The organism is Pseudomonas sp. B21-021 (assembly GCF_024749205.1).
Classification (GTDB): domain Bacteria; phylum Pseudomonadota; class Gammaproteobacteria; order Pseudomonadales; family Pseudomonadaceae; genus Aquipseudomonas; species Aquipseudomonas paraglycinae.
Window position 1 is genome coordinate 754,364 of the sequence record NZ_CP087192.1, and the last position, 21,247, is coordinate 775,610.

Here is a 21,247-nt window from a genome sequence, read left to right on the forward strand (position 1 = left end):
ACGCCGCTTCAGTGAGCGGCACCGTTGAACCAGCCATCGGTGCGCCGCAGCCACCACGCCAGTCCCCCGAGGGTCAGGCTGCGCAGCACCATGAACAGCAGGAAAGATATCCACAGGCCGTGATTGCCCAGACCTTGCAGCGCCCAGGCGACCGGCAGCAGCAGGATCACGGTCGCCAACATGCCGTTGCGCATTTCCCGGGCGCGGGTGGCACCGATGAACAAGCCGTCGAGCAAGTAGCTCCAGACCGCGATCAACGGCAGGATGGCCAGATAGGGCAGGTAGATGAAGGCGGTGTCGCGCACGCTTTGGATGTCGGTCTGCATTTCGATGAACAAGTGGCCGGCCAACAGAAACAGCGCGGCAAAGCCCAGGCTGGCCAGCAACGACCAGCCACCGGCAACCACCAGCGAACGGCGCAGGGCCAGCCGATCGCGGGCGCCGATGGCGTGCCCGCACAGGGCTTCGACGGCGTGGGCCAGACCGTCCAGCGCGTGAGCGGTCAGCAGCAGGCCGTTGAGCAGCAGCGCGTTGGCCGCGACTGTGGCATCGCCGAGTCGCGCGCCCTGCACAGTAATCAGGAAAAACACCGATTGCAGGGCCAGGCTGCGGATGAAAATGTCACGGTTGACCGCCAGCAGCGGGCGCCAGCTCTGCCAGACCTTCAGGGCCGCCCAGGCGATGTGACCGGGATAGGCGCGCAATGCCTTGCGAGTCATCCACAGGCCGAGCAGGGCGCCGCTCCATTCGGCGATCACCGATGCGCGGGCCGAACCGACCACGCCCCAGTCCAGGCCTATAACGAACCACAGGTTGAGCACGATGTTGATCAGGTTGGTGCTCAAAAGAATGGCCAGCGGCGCCCGGGCGTTCTGGGTGCCGAGGAACCAGCCGACCAGCGCATAACTGGCCAGCGCCGCCGGCAGCCCGAACAGCCGGGTGTGGAAGAAGTCGCGGGTCAGTTGATCCAGCTCCGCCGACGGTTGCATGAAGTGCAGCGCGACGCCGCTCAGCGGTACGCCCAGGGTTCCGAGCAGCAGCGCCAGCCCCATCGCCAGCAACAGGCCCTGAAGCAGAATCTGCCGCAAGGCCGCACCGTCGCTGCGCCCGGCGGCCTGCGCGGCGAAACCGGTGGTGCCCATGCGCAGAAAACCCATGGCCCAGGCCAGAAAGGTGTACAGGCTGGCGCCTACCGCCACTGCGCCCAGTTGATGGGCGTGGGGCAGGTGACCGATGACGGTGCTGTCGACCAGCGCCACCAGCGGCACGGAAATGTTGGAGAGGATCATGGGGGCGGCGAGGGCCCAGACCCGGCGATGGGTCGGGCGGTCGCGCCAGTCGGCGATCAGGTTGGACATGCGGGCTCCTTGGGGAGCGGCATTGTAGCGGGAGGTGTCAGTGAATGATCCAGCTCAGCAGCCACAATCCCAGCAGCAACCAGATGATCCCGGCAATGATCGAGGCATTCATGAACGCGCGGATTGCCGACCACAGCAGCATCAGGCCGACGATCAGCGCGATGATGCTGATGATCGACGTGTCCATCCCCAGCGCCTTCGACAGCCCGTCGACAAAGTTGCCCCCGGCGTTGCCCAGCAGATTGAACAGGCCGCTGAGGCCGTCGACGATGAAGCGGATGATCGAGCCGAGCGCCTGGCCCAGCCATTCGAAAAAGCTTTCTACCTGCATGTCTGTTTCCTGATGAAAGAGCTGAGCCTTGGGCCGCAGCGGGTGCGGTCGAGTTCCCTGCAAGCATAGAGGGTTTTAACGGGCGACTGGCGCTTGCCTTCGCTCCGCATCCCCCCGAAGCTATACGCCTTCAGGAGAGCCCGATGAACCTTGTTGAACTGACCGAACGCCTGCACGCCATTCGCGACCGCAATGACTGGCGGCAATTTCACAGCCCGAAAAACCTGGCCATGGCCGCCAGCGTGGAAATGTCCGAACTGGTGGAAATCTTCCAGTGGCTGACCGAAGACCAGTCCCGCCAATTGCCGGCGGACAAACTCGCCCACGCCGGGCAGGAAGTCGGCGACATCGTTCTGTATCTGTTGCTGCTGTGCAGCGAACTGGGGCTGGACATGAATGAAGTGGTGCGCAGCAAGCTCGCCGACAGCGAACGGCGGTTCAGCTGATGAGCGACCGTCATTTCGATCAGTTGGCGACCCGTTTCGCCGAAAAAATCTACGGCGGTGCCAAAGGCGCGATCCGCCTCGCGGTGCTGCAGGCCGACCTTGCCGAAGCCTTGCCGGATCGTCCGTTGCGGGTGCTGGACATCGGTGGCGGCCTGGGCCACATGTCGCTGTGGCTGGCCGAGCGCGGGCACCAGGTGACCTTCACCGAGCCGGCCGAGCCGATGCTCGAAGGCGCACGCCAGCGATTTGCCGAAGCCGGGCAAGCCGCGACATTCATTCAGGCGCCCTGGCAGGAACTGCTCGGCCAGCTCACCGAACCCTACGACCTGGTGCTGTGCCATGCGGTGCTTGAATGGCTGGCCGAACCCCACGCGATCCTGCCGGTGCTGCATCAGTTGACCAAACCCGGCGGTTGGCTGTCGCTGGCGTTCTACAACCGCGATGCACTGATTTACCGGAACCTGCTCAAAGGCCATTTCAAGAAAATGCGCAAGAACGACATGGCCGGTGAAAAACAGAGCCTGACCCCGCAGCAGCCACTCGATCCACGGGAACTGGCAACGCAACTCGCCGGGTTGTGGCAGGTCGAAACCCAGAGCGGGGTGCGGGTTTTCCACGATTACATGCCGGTGGAATTCCAGGCCCGCGCCGAATTGATTGATTTGCTCGAGATGGAGCTCGCCCACCGTCGTCACCCAAGCTTCGCCGGGCTTGGGCGCTACTTGCACTGGATCTGCCGGCCGATCTGATCGGAGCGAGAAATGAAAGGTCATTCAGGGTTACTGCTGATCTGTCTGGGGTTGGCCGCCTGCCAGGGCAGCAACCCTTACGTGGCGCAGTCGCGACCGTTGCCGCCGGCACCACCGCAAGCGGCGACCACCTTCGACCGCAGCGCTTATCCCGCGCCGCCTCGTGACTACGGGCGCTACCGCAGCTGGGCGTGGCTCAACGGTCAGCTGCCGCCGGGCACGGCCTGGGCGGATTCGGCGCAAGTGGCCGAAGCCGTGAGCAGTGCTCTGGACCAGCGCGGATTGCGCCCGCTGCATGACAATCGTCCGGCTGATCTGCTGGTCAGTGCCAACCTGAGCCTGGAAACCCGCCTGCGTCAGGTGCAGGACGATTACGGTTACTACGGCGGCGGCTATGGTGGTTATGACCGTTACGGCCGCGGATACGGGATGTACAACACGGTGCCGATCGTTCGTACCTACCAGGAACAGGTCGTGGTGGTGCGGGTCGATCTGTTCGACGCCGGCAGTGGCCAGCCGGTCTGGAGCGCCAGCGCCGAAACCGGCACCCAGGGCAAACAAGGTGATCGCACCGATGCGATTCGCGAGGCTGTCGAAAAGGCCATGTCGGCGTATCCTCCCAGTTAGCTTCCTGCAATTGAGAAGCTCCCTCAGGTTCATGTCTTCCACCGGAGAAAAACCATGTTCCGCCGTCTCGCTTTACTGGCCGTGGCCGCACTGCTCAGTGCCTGCGCCGCCAACCAGGTCAATCATGATTTCGACGCCAGCCGCGACTTTGCAGCCTATCGCAGCTGGAGCTGGAAAGACCCCGCCCTGCAATACCGCCCCGACGATCCACGGATCAAGAGCGACCTGACCGAACAACGCATCCGTCAGGCGGTCGCCGACCAACTGGATCAGCGTGGTCTGCGCCCGGCCGCTTCGGGTGCCCGAGGCGATCTGTTTGTGCAGACCTACCTGATCGTCGAGGACCGGCAGCAACAGGTGACCACCAACTACGGCGGCGGTTGGGGTGGCCCGTGGAACGGTTTTTGGGGTGCGCCGATGTACAACGAAACCCGCAACATTACCTACAAGGTGGCGACCATCCAGGTCGATCTGCTCGACGGCAAGGACGGCAAACTGGTGTGGCGCGGCAGCGACGAGCAAATGCTCAGCCGCACGCCGAACCCGGCGGATCGCAGCAACGCTATCCGCGAGACGGTGGCGCGGATCCTGTCGAATTACCCTCCGCGCTGAGCCTGTGCAAAAAAACGGGAGCCCATGGCTCCCGTTTTTTATGGGCGGATGAAACTGGCGCCTTGCCAGCAGTGTCGGTGCAGCGCGTCTACACTCAAATCCATCAATGGAGGTTGCGCCCGGCAGTGCGCCGGCAAAGGAGTGCGCCATGTCGCGTCATCCGCAGTGCGGCGGGCCAGCCCGGCAGCGCGGGGCCATCGGCCTGATGGCGGCCGCCACCCTCAGCCTGGCGCTGGTGTTGATGCTGCTGGTCGTGGACAGCGGCCGCCTGTACATGGAACAACGCAAACTGCAGCGCCTGGTGGACACCGTCGCCCTCGAAGCCGTCAGCCGTGGCGGCAATTGCCTGCCGGGCCTCACCGCCGCCAGTTACGCGGGGCAAAGTGCGACGCGCAACGGCTTTGTTGCCAACGCCACCAACGTTCTTGTGATCGATTGCGGAAAGTTGGCGACAGCCGCTACCGGCCTGCGCACGTTTACGGTGGACGCAACGCAATCAGAGGCGGTCAAGGTCGCGGCCAATCGTACCGTCACCACCAGTTTTGCCGGTGGCGTGCAGGCGTTGTTCAGTGGCACACCGGTCAATCTCAACACGGTACTTTATGCTTCGGCGGTGGCGGCCAAACCCAAGCCGACCGTCGCCCAATTGAACATCCGCAGTAACCTGGCCAGCATCAACACCGCCCAATCGAACATCCTCAATCCGCTGTTCTCGGGGCTGCTCGGGGGCAACGTCAACCTGACGGCCCTGGGCTGGAACGGTCTGCTTAACACCGACATCAATCTGCTCAGCTACCTGAATCAACTGGCGATCAACCTCAACGTCGCCGCCGGCAATTACACCCAGCTGCTCAATACCCAGGCCACGGTGACCCAATTGATCCAGGCCGCGATTACGGCGGTGCAGCTCAATGGCGCCACCGCTGAAGTGATTACCGCGCTGGGCCAGCTGCAAGTGGCGGCGATCAATGCCGCACCGGTAAAACTCGGCGACATCCTGCAATTGCAGACCGGCACCACGGCCGCGGGGCTGGATGCCAATCTGCAGTTGTTGCAACTGGTCCAGGGCGTGATTCAGCTGGCCAACAGCAAGAGCGCGGTGGCCGCGACCCTGCCGATCAGCGTGCTGGGACTGGCGAATGTCACAGTGCGGGTCAAGGTCATCGAGCCGCCGCAGTTTTCGGCGATTGGCGATCCGGCGCTGGCGAAGGCCAACCCCACCGGGCCAAACCGGATTTATGTGCGCACTGCGCAGATTCGCACGCTGCTTTCGGTAAATCTGCCGGTGTTGTCCGGGGTGACCGGGCTGGCCAATGCGGTACTAGGGTTGGTTGGCACGCTGACGCCGACGCTCAATGCGCTGTTGAGCCTCAATCTGGTCGCCACATTGAACTCGGTCGGTTGCCTGCTCGGTGCCGGTTGTGAACAACTGGACCCGAAGCTGTTGCCCTCGCCGCAAATCGACATCAGTCTGGATGCCGGCGGCGCCATCAGTTACGTCACCGACTACAGTTGCCCGACCGGCAACACCGGTACCAAAAGCCTGACGGCCCGCACCATCACCTCGATTGCCGATCTCAAGCTGGGCAAGATCGACCCGACCAACGCTTTTTCATCTGCCGCAGAACCCACCGTCACACCCTTGCCGCTGGTGGACCTGGGCACGGTGACCTGCCACAAGATTCTGGGGATCGGCAGCTGTGACCCGAGCACTCATGTGCCATACGGCGCCGGCGGCATCGCGATCATGGTCAACACCAGCGTGGCGCAGAACACCCAGAATCTGGTGTTTTCCAGTGGTACACCGTTCGCCACACCGCCCAACCTGAAACTGCCGCCGAGCGTGATTGCCGCCGCGCCCTCAACCAACATCGTCAGCAGCCTGGCAAGCACCCTCGCCGGGATCAATCTGATCGTCTACAAACCCCAGGGCAGCAACCCGCTGGGGGCGATCGTCACCGGCGTCGCCAGCCTGATCAGCGATGTCACGACGATCCTGCAACCGCTGATCACCAACCTGGTGAGCCCGCTGCTGGATCCGCTGCTCAACAATTTGCTCAAGGGGCTGGGGATCAATCTGATGGATGTCGACGTTGGCGCCAACATGACCTGTGGCCAGACCGGCAAGGCGTATCTGGTGATCTAGTCGTCGGGGGCGATCGGCAGTTCGATGCAGAACCGTGCACCGTCCGCCGAGTTGCGCACGCTCAAGTGGCCGCCCATGTTCTCGATGATCCCGTAACTCACCGACAACCCCAGACCGGTGCCGACGCCTATCGGTTTGGTGGTGAAGAACGGTTCGAAAATCCGCTCCAGCAGCCGCGGGTCAATACCGCCGCCGTTGTCCTCGACCCACAGCCGCACCTTCTGCTCGTCGCGCTCGGCGTAGATCGAAATCCACGGCTTGAACGTTGGGTCGCACTCGCGTTTGCCCAGCAGCGCATCCCGGGCGTTGACCATCAGGTTGATCAACACCTGTTCAAGCTGATCGACGTACCCGCGCACCTGAACCTCGAACGCGGTTTCACTGATGCGCAAATCCACGCCTTTGCCGCGCATGCCTTCGGCCAGCAGCGACAGCGTGCCTTCGATGGCGCTGGCCGGGTTGAACAGCTGCTGCTCGATTTCCGAGCGGCGACCGAACACCCGCATGTGGTCCACCACTTTCGCGGCGCGCTGCACCTGAGCGTCGATGCGATTGAGTTTGTCGGTCAGGTAATCGATCTGCACATCGCCGTTGCTCAGGCGCTTCTGCACGTTGACGATGGCCATGCGCATGACGTTCAGCGGCTGATTGATTTCGTGGGCCAGACCGGTGGCCATTTCGCCAAGGGTGGCCATTTTGGCGCTTTGCGTGAGTTGCTGCTGGGAGCGGCGGACTTCGGTGTTGTCGCGGCCAACGGCTTGGACTTCGATCAGTTTGCCGTGCTCATCGAACACGCCGCGATCCGACCACACCCACCACGCATGTTCGCGCCCCGGCAATTGCAGGTTGATTTCGGCGGTGCTGACAGGAGATTGCGGGGTCAACTGCGCCAGGCGCTCAACGAAGGCCGCGCGCTGAACGTCGGACATCCAGCTGCCCAGATCGACCCCCGCCAAGTCTTCGGGAGCACATTCCAGATAGGTCGCCAGCGGCCGGTTGCCGAACGTCAGGATCAGGTCCGGGCGGTAGCGGCAGATCATCGCCGGCGAGTCCTCCACCAGAATCCGGTAGCGTTCCTCGCTCTGTCTGACCTGCTCGGCGGCCAGCGTCGCTTCGGTGACGTCCAGCCACAAACCGACGGCCTCCACCGGCAGGCCGAGGTCATTGCGCAACAGCCGGGCTTCGTCGAGCAGCCAGTGGTAATCGCCGTGACTGTCGCGCAGGCGATAGCGGGCGCGCACCGACCCTTCGCGCAGCAGTTGCCGGGTGCGCTCGAAATACAGGGCGCGATCATCCGGGTGAATCCGCTCTGCCAGCGCACTGGCGTCACAGTCCTCCAGGCTCCAGCCCAGCAGCGGTTGCAGACTGGCGCTGAAAAACGCCGGCAGCAAGGCGCCTTCGACGTAGTGCTGGACGTAAATCACCGCCGGCGAACTGGCGATCAGGTTGTCCAGCCGCGCATGGGCGGCGGCGGCCAGTTGCTGCTGGTTCTTGATGTCGCTGATGTCGAGCATGAAACCCACCAGCCGCCGATGCTCGCCGGTGCCGGTGACCTGCCCCTGAAGGCGATACCACACCGGCGTCTGGCTGGCGTCGCGAGCATGCAGGCGCACGCACAGGTCGAGAATTTCCCCGTGCATTTGCAAGGCTTGCAGGCGACTGCGGACTTCTTCGCGATCGGCGGGATGGATCAGCGTCAGCCAGGTGTCGAGCATCAGCGTCGAGCCGTCCTGTTGCAGAGTGGCGGCCAGCGTCGGGGCCAGTTGAATCTGCTCGCTGGTGCTGATTTCCCACCAGCCTGTGCCGAGCAGCGACTGCAACGACTCCAGCCGTTCCAGTTGCAGTTGATGCTGTTGTTCGCGCAAGCGCCCGAGCAGTGGGCCGGCCAGTGCGCCCGCCAGCATCAGCCAGTCGCGGTCGGTCAGATACGGCGCGGTCTTGTCCACCGCGTAAAAACCGCAGAGCAGCCACGCCATCACGCCTCGATCATCGCTATAAGGCACGGCGAAGCCTTCGGCATTGCCGAACAGGCCCTGAACCCGCGAGTGTTCATACTGGCCGTAATGCTCACCCAAACGTTGCGGGCCGGTGCCGTTGAGACTGTCGAGCGGCGTGCCCAGACGCTGGCCGTCGTGCCACAGCGCCGGGGCGTCATGAGCGTGGAATTGTTGATGGATCTGCCAGCCTTGTTCCTGTTCATCGAGCAGGGCGAGCGCCAGGCACGGGATCTGCCAGCGCTGGGCGATCACCTGCAATTGTTCGCTGACAAGCATCGGTAACCGGCCCAGGCTGCAGCTGCGCAACTGCTTGCTGATCTGCTCGGCGATCATGTGGCACGCCTCGCGCTGATGCGCTTGCTGGCGTTCGGAAAGCAGGTCGGCGATGTCGATCAGTTGCAGCAGCCAGCCGTTGCCCAGCGGCTGGACCCAGCCGCGCAGGTGCAAGGTCTGGTCGCCGAGGCCGGGAAAGTCCAGATCCAGCAGTTGGCCTTGCCAGTCCTGCGGCCGGCCCTCGATGGCCAGCGTGCTGTGTGCCAGCAGGTAGTCGTGCAACGGCAACGGTTTGTCACGGGGCGTCTGTTGCGCCAGCAGCAAGCGCAGCGGGCCGGCCATTTGCAATACGCCGCCGTCGTTGTCGAGGTGGATGTGCAGGCCCGTCAGCGGGGTGCCGAGCACGTCCGGCAAATCGCTGGCGACCATGCTTCGCTTGAGCAGGCGGCCGAGCAGGTTGTCACCCGGAGTCAAAATTTAAGGCTCGAAATGGCGGTCAGGTTGGTGGGCAGGCTGGGGACAGCGCCAATGCCCGGCAACACCAGAAACGGGATGACCCGATTGAGTTTGCTCACCGGGTAATTGACGCTGACGGTGAGCGTGCCCTGAGTCGGGTCGTAGACCGTTGTCGTATCCGTGCCGACCACCACGTTCAGCGACGACGGCAGCACCGACAATTGCTGGGTCAACGCGGTATTCGCGGTGCTGACCAGCACGCTGGAATAGTTGGGAATCGCGGGATCGACCGCCACGGCGCGGCGGATGGCTTCGGCGGTGACCTGGTTGAACGTCTGCATCAGCACGAACGGCAGGCTGTAGCTGACCAGGCCATAAAACACCGCGAAAAAGATCACGAACACCAGGGCGAACTCGATCGCCACCGCACCTTTTTGCGCCTTCCGAGAGCCGGTTTTCATCCGTGCGTCTACCCTGACAGTCAATGCGTAGTATCAGCATAGAATCATTCAGCAAAAACGGACGGTTTTTACCGCATGCAAAGCCTTGTCCTTCTGATCTGGTTGACGGCGTGCGCGGCTCAGGATGCCCGGCAACGAAGGATTGCCAACGTTCTGACGCTGGGTGCCGCCGCTCTCGCGCTGGTCTATCTGCTGTCTTTCGGCACCACCTGGATGGGCGCCGAAGCCGGGCAGGGCGGCTGGGCCTGTGTCGTGGCGCTGGCGTTCACGCTGCCGGGGTATTTCATGGGGCGAATGGGCGCCGGCGATGTGAAATTAATGACAGCTCTCGGTCTTTCGACGGACGGCCTGTCGCTGCTCGGGATATTCATCGGCGCCGGTGCGGCGAGCCTGCTCTGGATTCTTCTGGCGCCAAGACTCTGGCTGCATATGAGTCAAGGGCTTAGGCATCGTCTTCGATATATGGCGCCATCCATGTCAAAAAAGCTGCCATTTGCGCCGTTCGTGCTGATCGGTTTTGTGCTTGCGCTACCTTGGATCCATTAGTCGCCGAACGCCACTAGTCTTATGTACATAGTCGGAAAGTGGGTCTACTTTCAAAGGTAATGGTTATACAGCCGACGGCTGACAGTACAGGAATGGTCAGCTTTGGCCTGGGCATGGAGTGGCACGTGAACAAGCTTACATCTGCGGTAAAAGTCCTCGTTGTCGACGATCAGCCTCTGATCGTCGAAGAACTCTGCGAATTTCTCGAGAGCAGCGGCTACCGCTGTGTGCCGTGCGAGTCCAGTAAAGAGGCGATCGAGCGTTTTTCGGACGACCTCGCGATCGGACTGGTGCTGTGCGATCTGCACATGCCGGACATGGACGGCATTCAACTGGTGCAGGAACTGCAACGGCTGGCCGGCAAACACCGGGCGTTCGAAGCGATCATGCTCACCGGCCGCGCCGACAAGCAGGACGTGATCAAGGCCTTGCGCGCCGGGATTGCCGACTACTACCAGAAACCGGTCAATCTCGATGAATTGCTCGAAGGCCTGCAACGCCAGGAAACGGTGCTGCAGGAGCGGCAGAAAACCCTGCAACTGGGCCATCTGAACCAGAAGCTTCAGGACCTGTCTTCGTCCATCGACGATCTTTATCAGGATCTGGACAAGGTGCGTCGAGGGCCGGCGCCGGTCAGCGACGAAACCGCCCGCGAGACCGGTGAACTGGAGATCCCGGCGATCTTCAATCAGCTGTCGCCGCGGCAACTGGACGTGGCGCGTCTGGTGGGCAAGGGGCAGACCAATTATCAGATTGCCTGTGAGCTGGGCATCACCGAAAACACCGTGAAGCTCTATGTTTCGCAGGTGTTGCGCCTGACCCACATGCATAACCGCACGCAGTTGGCGCTGGCGTTATCACCGGGCAATTCCGGTTTGCGTCAGCGGGTAACTGCCCACTGAAACGGACTGCCGGGCATTCTCTTTACCCGGCATTCACCTTTGGCTTGGGAAACAGGTTGTCGAGGGTTTCCAGCAGCCGCACGTGATAGATCGGCTTGCGGAACAGGTCCAGCACCTGCAACCGCAGCATGTCGCTCACGTCTTCCATGTCCGCATGTCCCGACGTCACGATCACCGGCAGATGCTGGCGCGAGGTGTGCTCGCGCAAGCGCTTGATCAGCGACATGCCGCTCTCTTCCGGCATGCGCAGATCGGTGATCACCAGGGCGATATCGGGATGGCGGGTCAGGTGATGCAGGGCGAGTTTGACCGATGTGGCGGTATGACAGATGAAGCCTTCGCCTTCCAGCAACTCCGCCAGCTCCAGCAACGCGTCCTCTTCGTCGTCAACCAGAAGCAACTGTTGGCGTGGGGAAGAAGACACGTTCATGGGCAGTACCTGAAAGCTGAATGGAAGATCGAGTGTAGCCCGACATCAGCAAGGTGCTGGCGCAACTTCGATTACGGAGTTGGCCGGGTTTGCGCAGTGCCGCCCAGCGACACCAGGACGTTGTTGAAGATCGCCAGCATACGATCACCCAGCGGAGTGACGAAAACGACAACCACCACGGCGACCATGGCCACGACGATGGCGTATTCGATCGCCGAAGCACCGTCTTCACGTTTGTACAACAGCAGGGCTTTGGCCATTAAATAATCAACGATCATTCGAAACATGTGCCCACTCCTTTGCGCTCCTGGCGCCGATGTAACGGCAGCGGCAAAGCGTTCGCCGTGCCATTTGAGCATTGTCAACAAACCCCCTCCCAACAACTGTAAGAACGGATTAGTCATAAAGGATTAGTCGCTTCGTCCCTCCCGGTATTTCGACTGCTAATTGGCCAACACCCATACTTTCGTGGGTTATTTGCCTGTCAGTAATGGCGTTTTGGCTTGTTTCAGCTAGCGTGGAAATAGCGAAATAGTTGGATGTTCATAGCTGCCTGATTGCGATGTTCCCTTGGTAGGAAGTGCGGGCTGGTAGTGCAGCAGGAAAGGGAGAGCCGTCATGAACAGTCGTGTGACCATGGGCCTTGCAGCGGTGCTTTTACTGGGCGCCATCGTTGTCGGATATTGGGGCCTGGTGCTCAGCCGCCAACCCGCTCCGGTGGCCGAGGCTCCCGCGCCGACGGTGGTCACCGTCGAAAAAACCGTCGCTGCCGCCGAAGACCAGACCCGTCAACCTGTCGTGGTGCTGGTGCGTGACGTCCCGCCATTCACCCCCCTTACTGCCGCCGATCTGGCCGTTGAAAAACTGCTCAGCGCCCCCGCCGGCAGCCTCGGCACCATCGAGCAGGCCGTGGGCCGCACGCCGTGGCGCCACCTGAGCGCCGGCACCTGGCTCAACGAAGAAAGCTTCGAGGCTGGCGGCACACTGGCGCGCATGATCCACAGTGACGAGCGCGCACTGGCCGTGTCGGTCGATGAAGTGATCGGTGCGGCCGGGCAGTTGATCCCCGGGGATTACGTCGACGTGCTGTTGTACCTGCGCCAGGACGCCAGCAATCCGCAGCAGTCGGCACAGATTGTGGTACCGGCCATGCGCGTGCTGGGAGTCGGCGAACAGTACGGCCTGACCAACGACGGTCAGCCGTCCGCTCCCGCAATGAGTGCCGACGACAAGATCAAACAGGACCAGCGCCGGCTCACCGCGCGCACCGTGGTGCTGGCGGTGCCTGAACAATTGTTGAGTCGACTGATGCTCGCCACCCAGGTCGGGACGTTGCGCCTGGCCGTGCGCAGCAGTGAAGAACAGCGCCTGGCCAAGTACTGGGCCGGCGAAAGTCAGGCACCGGACAAACTGGTTGCCGCCAACAGTCAACTCTTCCAGTTCACGCAGCTGGCGCTGGGGACAGCGCCGAAAGCGTTGTCGAGCGGCGACCAAGCTGTGGCGGCACGGCCCGCAGTGGAAGTGATTCGCGGCAATCAGACCAACCAACAAAACCCATGACTGAGCAAGGATCCAAGTGCATGCAGAGTCGTTCCTGGCCGACCTTCAATCCCGTGCTCCGGGCCTTGCTGCTGATGGGACTGTCAATCAATGCCGCGCACGCGGCTACCGGCAACTGCGCGGCCCTCGGGCGCTTGCCGCCGGTGATCGAAATCAACGAAGGCTGGCAGCAGGACATGCAATCACCGGTGGCGATCACACGCCTGGCCATCGGTGATCCGAAAATCGCCGACGTGCATGCCAATGGCAATTCCTCGTTCCTGCTCACTGCCGTGGCGCCGGGCGCTACCAGTCTCATGGTCTGGACCGGCTGCTCCAGCGAGCCGCGTCAGAGCATGGTCTTCGTCAAGGGCGCCGCCACTTCGGCCCTCACCAACACCAGTGCGCTGCCGTCGGATGATGCGCTGTTGCCCTCGCAGGTCCAGACCGACATTCGCTTCGTCGAAGTCAGCCGCACCAAGCTCAAGCAGGCGTCGGCTTCGCTGATCGGCACCCGCGGCAACTTCCTGTTCGGCTCACCCGGAACCCTGCCGCCCATCGACGGCGTCCCGCAACCGCGATTGCCGGTGGACAACGCGCTGTTCAACTTCTCGTGGATCGGCGGCAAGACCATGGCGATCATCAATGCCCTCGAGGGCAGCGGCTTCGCCTACACCCTGGCGCGGCCAAGCCTGGTGGCTCTCAATGGGCAAAGCGCAAGTTTCCTCGCGGGCGGGCAGATTCCGATTCCGGTGCCCAGCTCCGGTAGCGACAACGTGTCGATCGAATACAAGGAATTCGGCATCCGCCTGACCCTGACGCCCACCATCATCAGCCACGATCGCATCGCCCTGAAAGTGGCACCGGAAGTCAGCGAACTGGATTTCAGCAAAGCGGTGAACATCGCCGGCACCACGGTGCCGGCCCTGGCCATCCGTCGCACGGACACCAGCATTTCCCTGGCCGATGGCGAGAGTTTTGTCATCAGCGGTCTGATCAGCACCACCAACTCATCCCAGGTCGACAAGTTTCCGGGGTTGGGCGATATCCCGGTGCTCGGGGCGTTTTTCAAAAGCTCGCAGATCAAACGCGAAGAGCGTGAGCTGCTGATGATCGTCACCCCGCATCTGGTGCGCCCGCTCTCGGCGGAGGCACAACTGCCGTCGTTGCCGGGTGAAAAACTGCGCAACTACGATCCGAATTTCTACCGCATGTTCTTCCTGGAAAACGGTAACTTCGACAAGCGCAGCGGGTTGTCCCAATGAGCCAGAGCCTGAGTCAGACCTTCCTCGCCATCACCCGCAACAACACTGATCTGGAGTGGCTGCAAAGCGCGCTTGCGCCGTTGGGTCAGGTGGTCAGTGCCGGTGGCGGCAGCCTCGACGAATTGCTCGCGCTGGTGGACGTCACCTTCGCCAGCCTGGTGTTCGTCGGTCTCGACCGTGAACACGTGGTGGCCCAGAGCGCGCTGATTGAAGGCGCGCTGGAGGCCAAGCCGATGCTGGCGATCGTTGCCCTCGGCGATGGCATGGACAATCAGCTTGTACTAAATGCGATGCGCGCCGGGGCACGGGATTTCGTCGCCTATGGTTCGCGCTCCAGCGAAGTGGCCGGGCTGGTGCGGCGCTTGAGCAAGCGCCTGCCGCCGGTGACTCATAACGCACAACTGGGCGGTCTGACGGTGTTGTACGGTGTACAGAGCAGTTCCGACGGCGCGCTACTGGCCAACCATATGGCACTGGTGGTGCAAAAGAGCGGACAGCAGACGCTGCTGCTGGATCTAGGTCTGCCCCGTGGCGACAGCCTGGCGTTGCTGGGGCTGGAGAGTTCGTTTCACTTCGGCGATGCCTTGCGTCACCTGCGCAGGCTCGACGCCACGTTGATCGACAGTGCGTTCACCAGCGCCGAAGCGGGGCTGCGGATTCTGGCGTACGCCGACAACGACGAGCCGCTGGAAAGCACCAGCGCCGCCGAGCTGTACATGTTGCTCAGCGCCTTGCGCCAGCACTTCCAGCACATCGTCGTGAACCTCACCGGCCAGCCCGACAGCGAAGCCCTGCGCACCTTCGTCAGTCATTGCGACAAGCTGCTGTGGTACACCGACCAGAGCGTTCTCGATTGCCGGCGCAATCTGGCGGTGTTCAATCTGTGGCGGGAAAAAGGCATGAAACTCGATCACGGACGGCTGCTGGTCGACCGCTATCTGAGCAACGTCGCGCCGGATGCGGACACCCTCGGCAAGACCTTCAACCTGGAAGTGATCGCCGTGCTGGCCTTGAGTCCGGAGCTGCGCATGAACGCCAAGAACCAGGGCGTCAGCCTGTTTGAACTGGCCCCCCGGGAAAAACTCACCCAGAGCCTGCGGGTGCTCGGCGAACGGCTGGCCAAACGCTCCGAAGGCCTGGCCAAACCCAAGGTCACCTGGTTCGACCGGTTGCGAGGCACCTCATGAGCCCGGAAAAACTCTTCGGTGCGCCGGCGCGTGGCCAGTCGGGCAACACCGACCACGAAGGCCTGAAACTGGTCCTGCATCGGTACATCATCGATGCCATCGAGGAGTCCGGGAAAAACCTGCTGGAAGGCTCGCGGCAGTTGCTGGCGCAATTTGTCACCGACAAGGTCGCCGAATACATCGCCCGTTTGCATCTGGCGATTTCACGTTACGAGATGGAGCGGCTGGCGGAAGAAATCGTCGATGAGCTGACCGGATTCGGCCCTCTGGAAGTGTTGCTGCGTGACAGCGCCGTGACCGAGATTCTGGTCAACGGCCCGCACCGGGTGTTCGTCGAGCGCGACGGCGTACTGCATCAGAGTGACCTGCGTTTCATCGATGCCCATCACGTCGAACGGGTCATGCAGCGCATTCTGGCGCCGCTCGGGCGCCGGCTGGACGAGTCTTCGCCGATGGTCGATGCACGCCTGCCGGACGGCAGCCGGGTCAACGCGATCATCCCGCCGATTGCCCTCGACGGTCCGTGCCTGTCGATTCGAAAATTCCGCAAGGACATGCTCAAGAGCAGCGACCTGATTGCGATGCAGACCATCGACCTGCCGATTTTCGAGTGCTTCCAGGAGGCCGTGGGCAAACGCTGCAACATCCTGATCAGCGGCGGCACGGGCACCGGCAAGACCACGCTGCTGAACATTCTCAGCCAACTCATCAACCCCCACGAACGGTTGGTGACCATCGAAGACGTCGCCGAACTGCAACTCGGCCATCCTCACGTGGTGCGCCTGGAAACCCGGCCGCCGAATGCCGAGGGCCATGGCGAGGTCAAGGCCAGCGACCTGATCCGTAACGCCCTGCGGATGCGTCCGGACCGGATCATTCTCGGCGAGATCCGCGGCGTCGAAGTGCTCGACGTGTTGACGGCGATGAACACCGGTCACGACGGCTCGATGAGCACGGTTCACGCCAACAACGCCCAGGATGCATTGCTGCGTCTGGAAACGCTGGTCGGCCTGACCGGGCGCACGGTGGCCGAACGCACCCTGCGGCAGATGATCTGCGCGGCGCTCGACGTGATCATTCAATTGACCCGGATGCCCGACGGCCGCCGCTGTGTCAGTGAAGTGGTGGAAGTGGTCGGCGTGCGCGAAGACGTGTACGTCACCAACACCCTGTTCCGTCTGGATCGGCGCACCGGTTTCGGCTTCCTGCGCGAGGCGGTCAATCCGGCCGGTGACAAGTTGCGGCACGAGTCGAGTCTGGGCTGAGCGCATGGAGCCTTCGTCATGATCGGACCGGTGATCCTGATCGTCCTCTGCCTGCTGTTGCTGGGGCTGTCGATTCGCCTGTTCCTGCAGGGTGTGCGCAAGACCGCCAACGAACGGGTGCTCTCGCGCCTCGCCGCCGGGCAGCCCCAGGGCGTTGCCGAAAAAACCTCGTGGACCGGGCTGGAGCGGATGTTTTTGCGGGCCGGCCTCGGCCGGCCGAACGAGCACTTCGGGCTTTGGCTGTCGTTGTGGGTTGTGGCCATGATGCTGGGTTACCTGCTGGCCGACTGGATCGGTCTGCTGGTGCTGATACTCGCGCCGCCGCTGATTCTGCGGCTGTACATCGCGTGGCGATATCGGCGTCGGCTCAATCGGATGATCGAACAGTTGCCGCAGTTGCTCGACCACACCGTGCGCAGCCTCAAGTCCGGCCGGACCCTGAGCGATGCAGTGATGGGCGGCATCGAAACCAGTGAGGACCCGTTGAAAGCCGCGATGGGCCGGGTGCAGCGCAACGTGCAGCTGGGGGTGAACCTGCCGGACGCGGTCAGCGATTTCGCCGAGCTCTACGAGCAGGACGAACTGCGCATGTTCGCCTTGGGCCTGAAGGTCAACCACCGCTACGGCGGCAACGCCAGCGAGTTGCTGGAGAACCTGATCAAGCTGATTCGCGAACGCGACCAGGGTGCCCGGCAACTGCGCGCGCTGACCGGCGAAACCCGGATGACCGCGTGGGTGCTCGGATCGCTGCCGGTGATCCTGGTCAGTTACTTCATGCTGACCAATCCCGGCTACATGCTCGGTATGTGGAACGACTCGGGCGGTCGGACCATGCTGATTATCGCGGTGGTGTTGCAGGTCTCCGGTTGCCTGGCGCTGTGGCGCATGTTGAGGAGTGTCTGACATGCTGATGCTCGCCAGTCTCATGCTGTTGCTCGGGGCGCTGTTGCTGGTCGGCAATCACCTGCTGACCGAGCGGCGTCGAGTGCGTCAGGTCAACCAGCGTCTGCAGGGGCACCTGGTGCGCGAGAACCGTTTCGGCAACTGGCTGCGGGCATTGGGCAGCAGTCGGTTCGGCCAGCGCTCGGTGAGCATCGACAGTGAAACCCAGACCCTGCTCAGCCGTCTTGGCTGGCGCCGGGCCAGCGAGCGCTCGCTGTTTGCCGCCTGCCAGATCGGCACGCCGCTGCTGACGCTGGGGCTTGGCCTGTTTCTGAAGGAAGTGTTTTTCCCCCTCGCCCCCAACGGCTGGCTGGTGCCGATGATCGCCACCGGCGTTGGTTATCTTGTGCCCAAACGCCTGCTGGCGTACGCCGCTGGCCGGCGGCAGAAAATCATCGCGGTGGAAGTGTCGACGTTCATCCCGCTGCTGCGGATCCTGTTCGAATCCGGCATGGCTGTCGAACAGGCCCTGCGTGTGCTCAGCATCGAGGGGCAGAAACTGCTGCCGGAGCTGACCAGCGAACTGCGCCTGATTCTGGCCCGCGTCGACTCGGGCCTGGAGCTCGGACAGGAGCTGAACAAGGCGGCCGCGATGCTGGCGGTGGATGAGTTCACTGACACCTGCGTGATCCTGCAACAACTGATTCAACAGGGCGGCGGGGCGATGAAATCGCTGCTGACGCTCAAGCAACTGCTGGATGACCGACGCCTGACACGCTTGCAGGAATACATCTCGAAGATGTCGGCGAAGATGTCGGTGGTCATGATGCTGTTGCTGTTCCCGGCCTTGCTGATCGTTCTGGCGGGCCCGGGTTTCACCGCAATCACCCGGGCGTTTGCGTCCTGACAATGAAAATGACTATGGCGATGGAGAGCGATGGATGAAAGCACTGATGGTTGTGGCAAGTCTGTTGCTGCTCGGCGGTTGCGCAACGGACGGTCAGGCGCCGTGGACGACGATGCTGGCGCCGGCCAGTTGCAGCAAGCTGAGTTCCGAACAGGAGCTGTCGCTGAACCTGGCCGATGATCTGGTCAACGACGGCAAGCTGCACGCCAGCCTGGCCAACCTGCAGGGGCTGCCCGACAACCTCGTCGAGGTACGCCTGCGCAAGGCCAAGGTCTATCGCCTGCTGGGACGCAGCGAAGCCGAGCCGTTGTATCGCAGCCTGCTCGGCACGTGCCTGAATGCCGACGCCGAACATGGCCTGGGCCAGTTGTATGCCGCCCGTGGCGACAACGGTCAGGCGCAGGCCCACCTGCAACGGGCGGCGCGGCTGGCGCCGACCAATGAAGACATCCGCAACGATCTGGGCGTGGTGTACCTCAATCAGCTGCGGCTCGAAGACGCTCGCTTCGAGTTTCTGACGGCCATCGAGTTGAAGCAGAACAATCAATTGGCGACGCTGAATCTGGTGACCCTGCTGCTCTACCAGAACAACTGGCAGCAAGCTGCGGAAGTGGTCAGCCGCGCGCACCTGACCCCGGAACAGTTCACCGATGCCCAGGAACGCGCGGAGAAACTCAAGTCACCGGTCAAGGCCAGACCTGTCGCTGGCAATCAGGTCGCGGTGGCGGTGGATGCGCAACCGGCGACGATCAAGTGAGCCTCAAGGAGCTGCCATGAACACGTTCAAGACTCTGTGCTGCCTGAGCCTGCTGAGTCTGCCGCTCGGCGCACTGGCCATCGATGCCGGCCCGGCCTCGGCCCAGCAGCAGGAAACCGAAGGCTGGCTGTTGCTGCAAAGCCGCAACAAGGCTGCGTCCCCCGATCCGCAGGCGGCCACGGCCACCGAGCGTGAGCTGGCGATGCAGCGCTGGCTGAAGAAGTACAAATATGAGATTCCCGATTTCTACGACCCGGATGCGGGTGGCAAGATCGAGAAGCAGTAGTCGCGCTTCGCAGGCCACCGCCGTTGCCTGCGGCAGCGGCCTATAACTGATAGCTGAAACTGATGCTGTAGCGCGGCCGACGGTTGAACGTATCGAACGCTTCATCGGACATCGCCTTGGCGGCTTCCAGGGCGATGTTGTAGTACTTCGCATCGCCAAATCTCAGGCCGAACGCCGCCGATGACAGGTTGTTGGCCTGCACCGGCAATTCATTGAACCAGCTGCGCGAGCGGTCGAGCACGAAGTACGGTTGCAGGATGCGCACCCAGTTGCCGTCGCGGTTGAAGCTGTAGTTGATCTCGTAAGCCACGCCCCAGCCCTTGTCGCCGGATGCCTGATCGTCGGGATATCCGCGGCCGAAATTCTGCCCGCCGAACACCGCGCGCTCGCTATCGGGCAGGGTGTCGCGGCTCCAGTACAACGCAGCCGACAGCACCCCTTGCCAGTTGTCGAGGAACTTGTCGCTCTGTACCCCCGACAGGCGCACTCGGAAGAAGTCGAGGTCGATGGCGCTGTTGTTGGTGTGTGCACCCAGGCTGTCGAAGCCCTGATAGACGCCGCCACTGAGGATGCGCAGCTGTCGGGCATCGGCCTTGCGCCAGTCGCTTTCGAAGGCGAGGGCGCGGATGTCGGTGCGTTCTTCGACGCTCAGCGGGTAGCCGATCACCTTGTAGCGGGTCTTGTCGTTGACGGCGTACAGGCGCGATCCGGCGGTCAGCAATTCATCCGAGGCGGCAATCAGCGGGAGGGTGAAACCGAGCGAATAACGATCGTTTTCACGGTGCGGCTTGAGTTCCAGTCCGTTGTTCAACAGCACGTTGGTGCCGGGGTCGGCGCGATAGCGTGAGGCCGACAGGCTCAGTTGTGCGCCTTCATCGTTGATGAACTGGTTGTAGTCCAGCCGGTAGTAATGCTCGTGATCATCTCCCGGTGGAAACAGGCCGCTGAGGCTCAACTGTTCGCCCATCGACGTTTGTGAATTGCTGCTGACGCCGAGCAGGGCCTGGGTGCCGTTGCGGTTGTCTTCGGTGGTGCTCAGGGTGCTGGTGAACGGTTTGCGGCTGGCCTGGGCAACCAGTGTCGTTGCACCGTCGGTGGTGCCGGGCGGCGGCACCTGGGCCTGGATCGTCACGCCGGGAATGCGGGTCATCAGCGTGGTGTAGCGCTCGAACGTCTTGCGCGTCAGCGGGCGTTCGGCCTGGAGCTTGGCGGCCAGTCGGTCGAGCAGGGCTTTGACCCGTCCGACGTCGCCGGCGATCTGCACGTCGCGCACGTAACCTTCCACCAGCACCACGCGCGCCACGCCGTCATCGAAGGTTTGTTGTGGCAGGAAGGCGTAGGACAGCAGATAACCGTCCTGCTGGTAGCGACGGGTGATCGTGCGGGTGGCTTCGATCAGGTCGGCGAGGCTGCTCTCGCGGCCGATCAGGGGTTTGTAGATTTCGGCCAGTTCGTTCAGTGGATAGAGCGTGCCGCCTTCGATCTGCACGGTCCTGAGGTTGATCTTCGTGCCCATCAGCAACGGCTGGGCGGCCGTGGCGCCGGGATCCGGCACTTGCAGCGGCGCGGCGTTCGGCCGGTAGGCGTCGGCGGGCAGGTTCGGCACCGGCAGGTTGCGAATGGTTTCGTTGCTGTTGAGAAAGCTGGGCAGGGTGTCGGCGAGGGCGGTGGAACTGAGACTGAGCAACATCAGGGATGCCATGACGCGCATAGGACACTCCATGTTCAAACCCGCAGCACGGGGCAGGGTTTCTCCTAAGAAAAAAGCGGAAGACTCGTGGGAATCTTCCGCCCTCAACCAAGCGTAGGCGCTGTAGGTAAGGCC

22 protein-coding genes are annotated in these 21,247 nt (G+C 62.6%); 15 read left to right on the forward strand and 7 right to left on the reverse strand.

Going from position 1 to position 21,247, the window contains the following annotated elements:
• Positions 1–8: 8 nt before the first annotated feature.
• Both LOY31_RS03240 and LOY31_RS03245 read right to left on the reverse strand, forming a co-directional pair.
• A complete protein-coding gene (locus tag LOY31_RS03240) occupies positions 9–1,358 on the reverse strand; it encodes an MATE family efflux transporter (protein ID WP_258712818.1) in 1,350 nt (449 codons plus the stop codon).
• A gap of 37 nt (positions 1,359–1,395) precedes the next feature.
• Entirely contained in the window at positions 1,396–1,689 is a 294-nt protein-coding gene (locus tag LOY31_RS03245) for a hypothetical protein (protein WP_007951010.1), read from the reverse strand.
• 143 nt (positions 1,690–1,832) lie between these two features.
• On the opposite strand from LOY31_RS03245, the gene LOY31_RS03250 reads away from it, so the two are divergent.
• The 5 genes from LOY31_RS03250 to LOY31_RS03270 all read left to right on the forward strand — a co-directional run bounded on the left by LOY31_RS03250 (position 1,833) and on the right by LOY31_RS03270 (position 6,269).
• Positions 1,833–2,135 (forward strand): MazG-like family protein, encoded by a 303-nt coding sequence (locus LOY31_RS03250; RefSeq protein ID WP_007951009.1) that lies wholly within the window; start codon positions 1,833–1,835, stop codon positions 2,133–2,135.
• Entirely contained in the window at positions 2,135–2,884 is a 750-nt protein-coding gene (locus tag LOY31_RS03255; protein WP_127796807.1) for a methyltransferase, read from the forward strand. The genes LOY31_RS03250 and LOY31_RS03255 overlap by 1 nt, the downstream gene beginning before the upstream one ends.
• 12 nt (positions 2,885–2,896) lie before the next feature.
• Entirely contained in the window at positions 2,897–3,511 is a 615-nt protein-coding gene (locus LOY31_RS03260; protein ID WP_007951007.1) for a DUF4136 domain-containing protein, read from the forward strand.
• 54 nt (positions 3,512–3,565) lie between these two features.
• The gene (locus LOY31_RS03265; protein ID WP_258712819.1) at positions 3,566–4,123 is read left to right on the forward strand and encodes a DUF4136 domain-containing protein; all 558 of its coding nucleotides are present in this window, start codon (positions 3,566–3,568) and stop codon (positions 4,121–4,123) included.
• Between the two features lie 148 nt (positions 4,124–4,271).
• Positions 4,272–6,269, forward strand: a complete 1,998-nt coding sequence (locus LOY31_RS03270) for a pilus assembly protein TadG-related protein (protein WP_258712820.1) — start codon at positions 4,272–4,274, stop codon at positions 6,267–6,269.
• Here LOY31_RS03270 and LOY31_RS03275 read toward each other — a convergent pair.
• Positions 6,266–9,013 carry a PAS domain-containing protein gene (locus LOY31_RS03275; RefSeq protein ID WP_258712821.1) on the reverse strand — a complete coding sequence of 916 codons (2,748 nt, stop codon included), beginning with the start codon at positions 9,011–9,013 and terminating at the stop codon, positions 6,266–6,268. The genes LOY31_RS03270 and LOY31_RS03275 overlap by 4 nt on opposite strands.
• A complete protein-coding gene (locus LOY31_RS03280; protein WP_085609192.1) occupies positions 9,010–9,456 on the reverse strand; it encodes a TadE/TadG family type IV pilus assembly protein in 447 nt (148 codons plus the stop codon). The genes LOY31_RS03275 and LOY31_RS03280 overlap by 4 nt, the downstream gene beginning before the upstream one ends.
• Positions 9,457–9,531: 75 nt before the next feature.
• On the opposite strand from LOY31_RS03280, the gene LOY31_RS03285 reads away from it, so the two are divergent.
• Together LOY31_RS03285 and LOY31_RS03290 are read left to right on the forward strand one after the other, a co-directional pair.
• A complete protein-coding gene (locus LOY31_RS03285; protein ID WP_085609191.1) occupies positions 9,532–10,002 on the forward strand; it encodes a prepilin peptidase in 471 nt (156 codons plus the stop codon).
• A 125-nt stretch (positions 10,003–10,127) separates the two neighbouring features.
• Positions 10,128–10,904, forward strand: coding sequence for a response regulator transcription factor (locus tag LOY31_RS03290; RefSeq protein WP_309475633.1), 777 nt, complete (start codon positions 10,128–10,130; stop codon positions 10,902–10,904).
• A gap of 22 nt (positions 10,905–10,926) precedes the next feature.
• Here LOY31_RS03290 and LOY31_RS03295 read toward each other — a convergent pair whose 3' ends face one another.
• Positions 10,927–11,334, reverse strand: a complete 408-nt coding sequence (locus LOY31_RS03295) for a response regulator (protein ID WP_258712822.1) — start codon at positions 11,332–11,334, stop codon at positions 10,927–10,929.
• A 71-nt stretch (positions 11,335–11,405) separates the two neighbouring features.
• On the reverse strand, positions 11,406–11,621 hold the full coding sequence (locus tag LOY31_RS03300; protein WP_007958452.1) for a Flp family type IVb pilin: 216 nt from the start codon (positions 11,619–11,621) through the stop codon (positions 11,406–11,408).
• Between the two features lie 331 nt (positions 11,622–11,952).
• Here LOY31_RS03300 and cpaB point away from each other — a divergent pair, with 331 nt between their 5' ends.
• The 8 genes from cpaB to LOY31_RS03340 are packed head-to-tail and all read left to right on the forward strand — an operon-like array spanning position 11,953 to position 19,422.
• On the forward strand, positions 11,953–12,894 hold the full coding sequence (cpaB, locus tag LOY31_RS03305; protein WP_085609190.1) for a Flp pilus assembly protein CpaB: 942 nt from the start codon (positions 11,953–11,955) through the stop codon (positions 12,892–12,894).
• 20 nt (positions 12,895–12,914) lie between these two features.
• Positions 12,915–14,138: a type II and III secretion system protein family protein gene (locus tag LOY31_RS03310; RefSeq protein WP_085609189.1), complete on the forward strand. Its 1,224-nt coding sequence runs from the start codon at positions 12,915–12,917 to the stop codon at positions 14,136–14,138.
• A complete protein-coding gene (locus tag LOY31_RS03315; RefSeq protein WP_007958455.1) occupies positions 14,135–15,325 on the forward strand; it encodes a Flp pilus assembly protein, ATPase CpaE in 1,191 nt (396 codons plus the stop codon). The genes LOY31_RS03310 and LOY31_RS03315 overlap by 4 nt, the downstream gene beginning before the upstream one ends.
• Entirely contained in the window at positions 15,322–16,590 is a 1,269-nt protein-coding gene (locus LOY31_RS03320; protein ID WP_085609188.1) for a CpaF family protein, read from the forward strand. Before LOY31_RS03315 ends, LOY31_RS03320 begins: the two co-directional genes overlap by 4 nt.
• Positions 16,591–16,608: 18 nt before the next feature.
• Positions 16,609–17,493 carry a type II secretion system F family protein gene (locus LOY31_RS03325; RefSeq protein WP_085609187.1) on the forward strand — a complete coding sequence of 295 codons (885 nt, stop codon included), beginning with the start codon at positions 16,609–16,611 and terminating at the stop codon, positions 17,491–17,493.
• Between the two features lies 1 nt (position 17,494).
• Positions 17,495–18,379, forward strand: coding sequence for a type II secretion system F family protein (locus LOY31_RS03330; RefSeq protein ID WP_007958458.1), 885 nt, complete (start codon positions 17,495–17,497; stop codon positions 18,377–18,379).
• A 34-nt stretch (positions 18,380–18,413) separates the two neighbouring features.
• Positions 18,414–19,136 (forward strand): tetratricopeptide repeat protein, encoded by a 723-nt coding sequence (locus LOY31_RS03335; RefSeq protein ID WP_007958459.1) that lies wholly within the window; start codon positions 18,414–18,416, stop codon positions 19,134–19,136.
• Positions 19,137–19,152: 16 nt separating this feature from the next.
• Entirely contained in the window at positions 19,153–19,422 is a 270-nt protein-coding gene (locus LOY31_RS03340; protein WP_007958460.1) for a DUF3613 domain-containing protein, read from the forward strand.
• Positions 19,423–19,462: 40 nt separating this feature from the next.
• Here LOY31_RS03340 and LOY31_RS03345 read toward each other — a convergent pair whose 3' ends face one another.
• Positions 19,463–21,133 carry a ShlB/FhaC/HecB family hemolysin secretion/activation protein gene (locus tag LOY31_RS03345; protein WP_221534653.1) on the reverse strand — a complete coding sequence of 557 codons (1,671 nt, stop codon included), beginning with the start codon at positions 21,131–21,133 and terminating at the stop codon, positions 19,463–19,465.
• Positions 21,134–21,247: the final 114 nt, after the last annotated feature.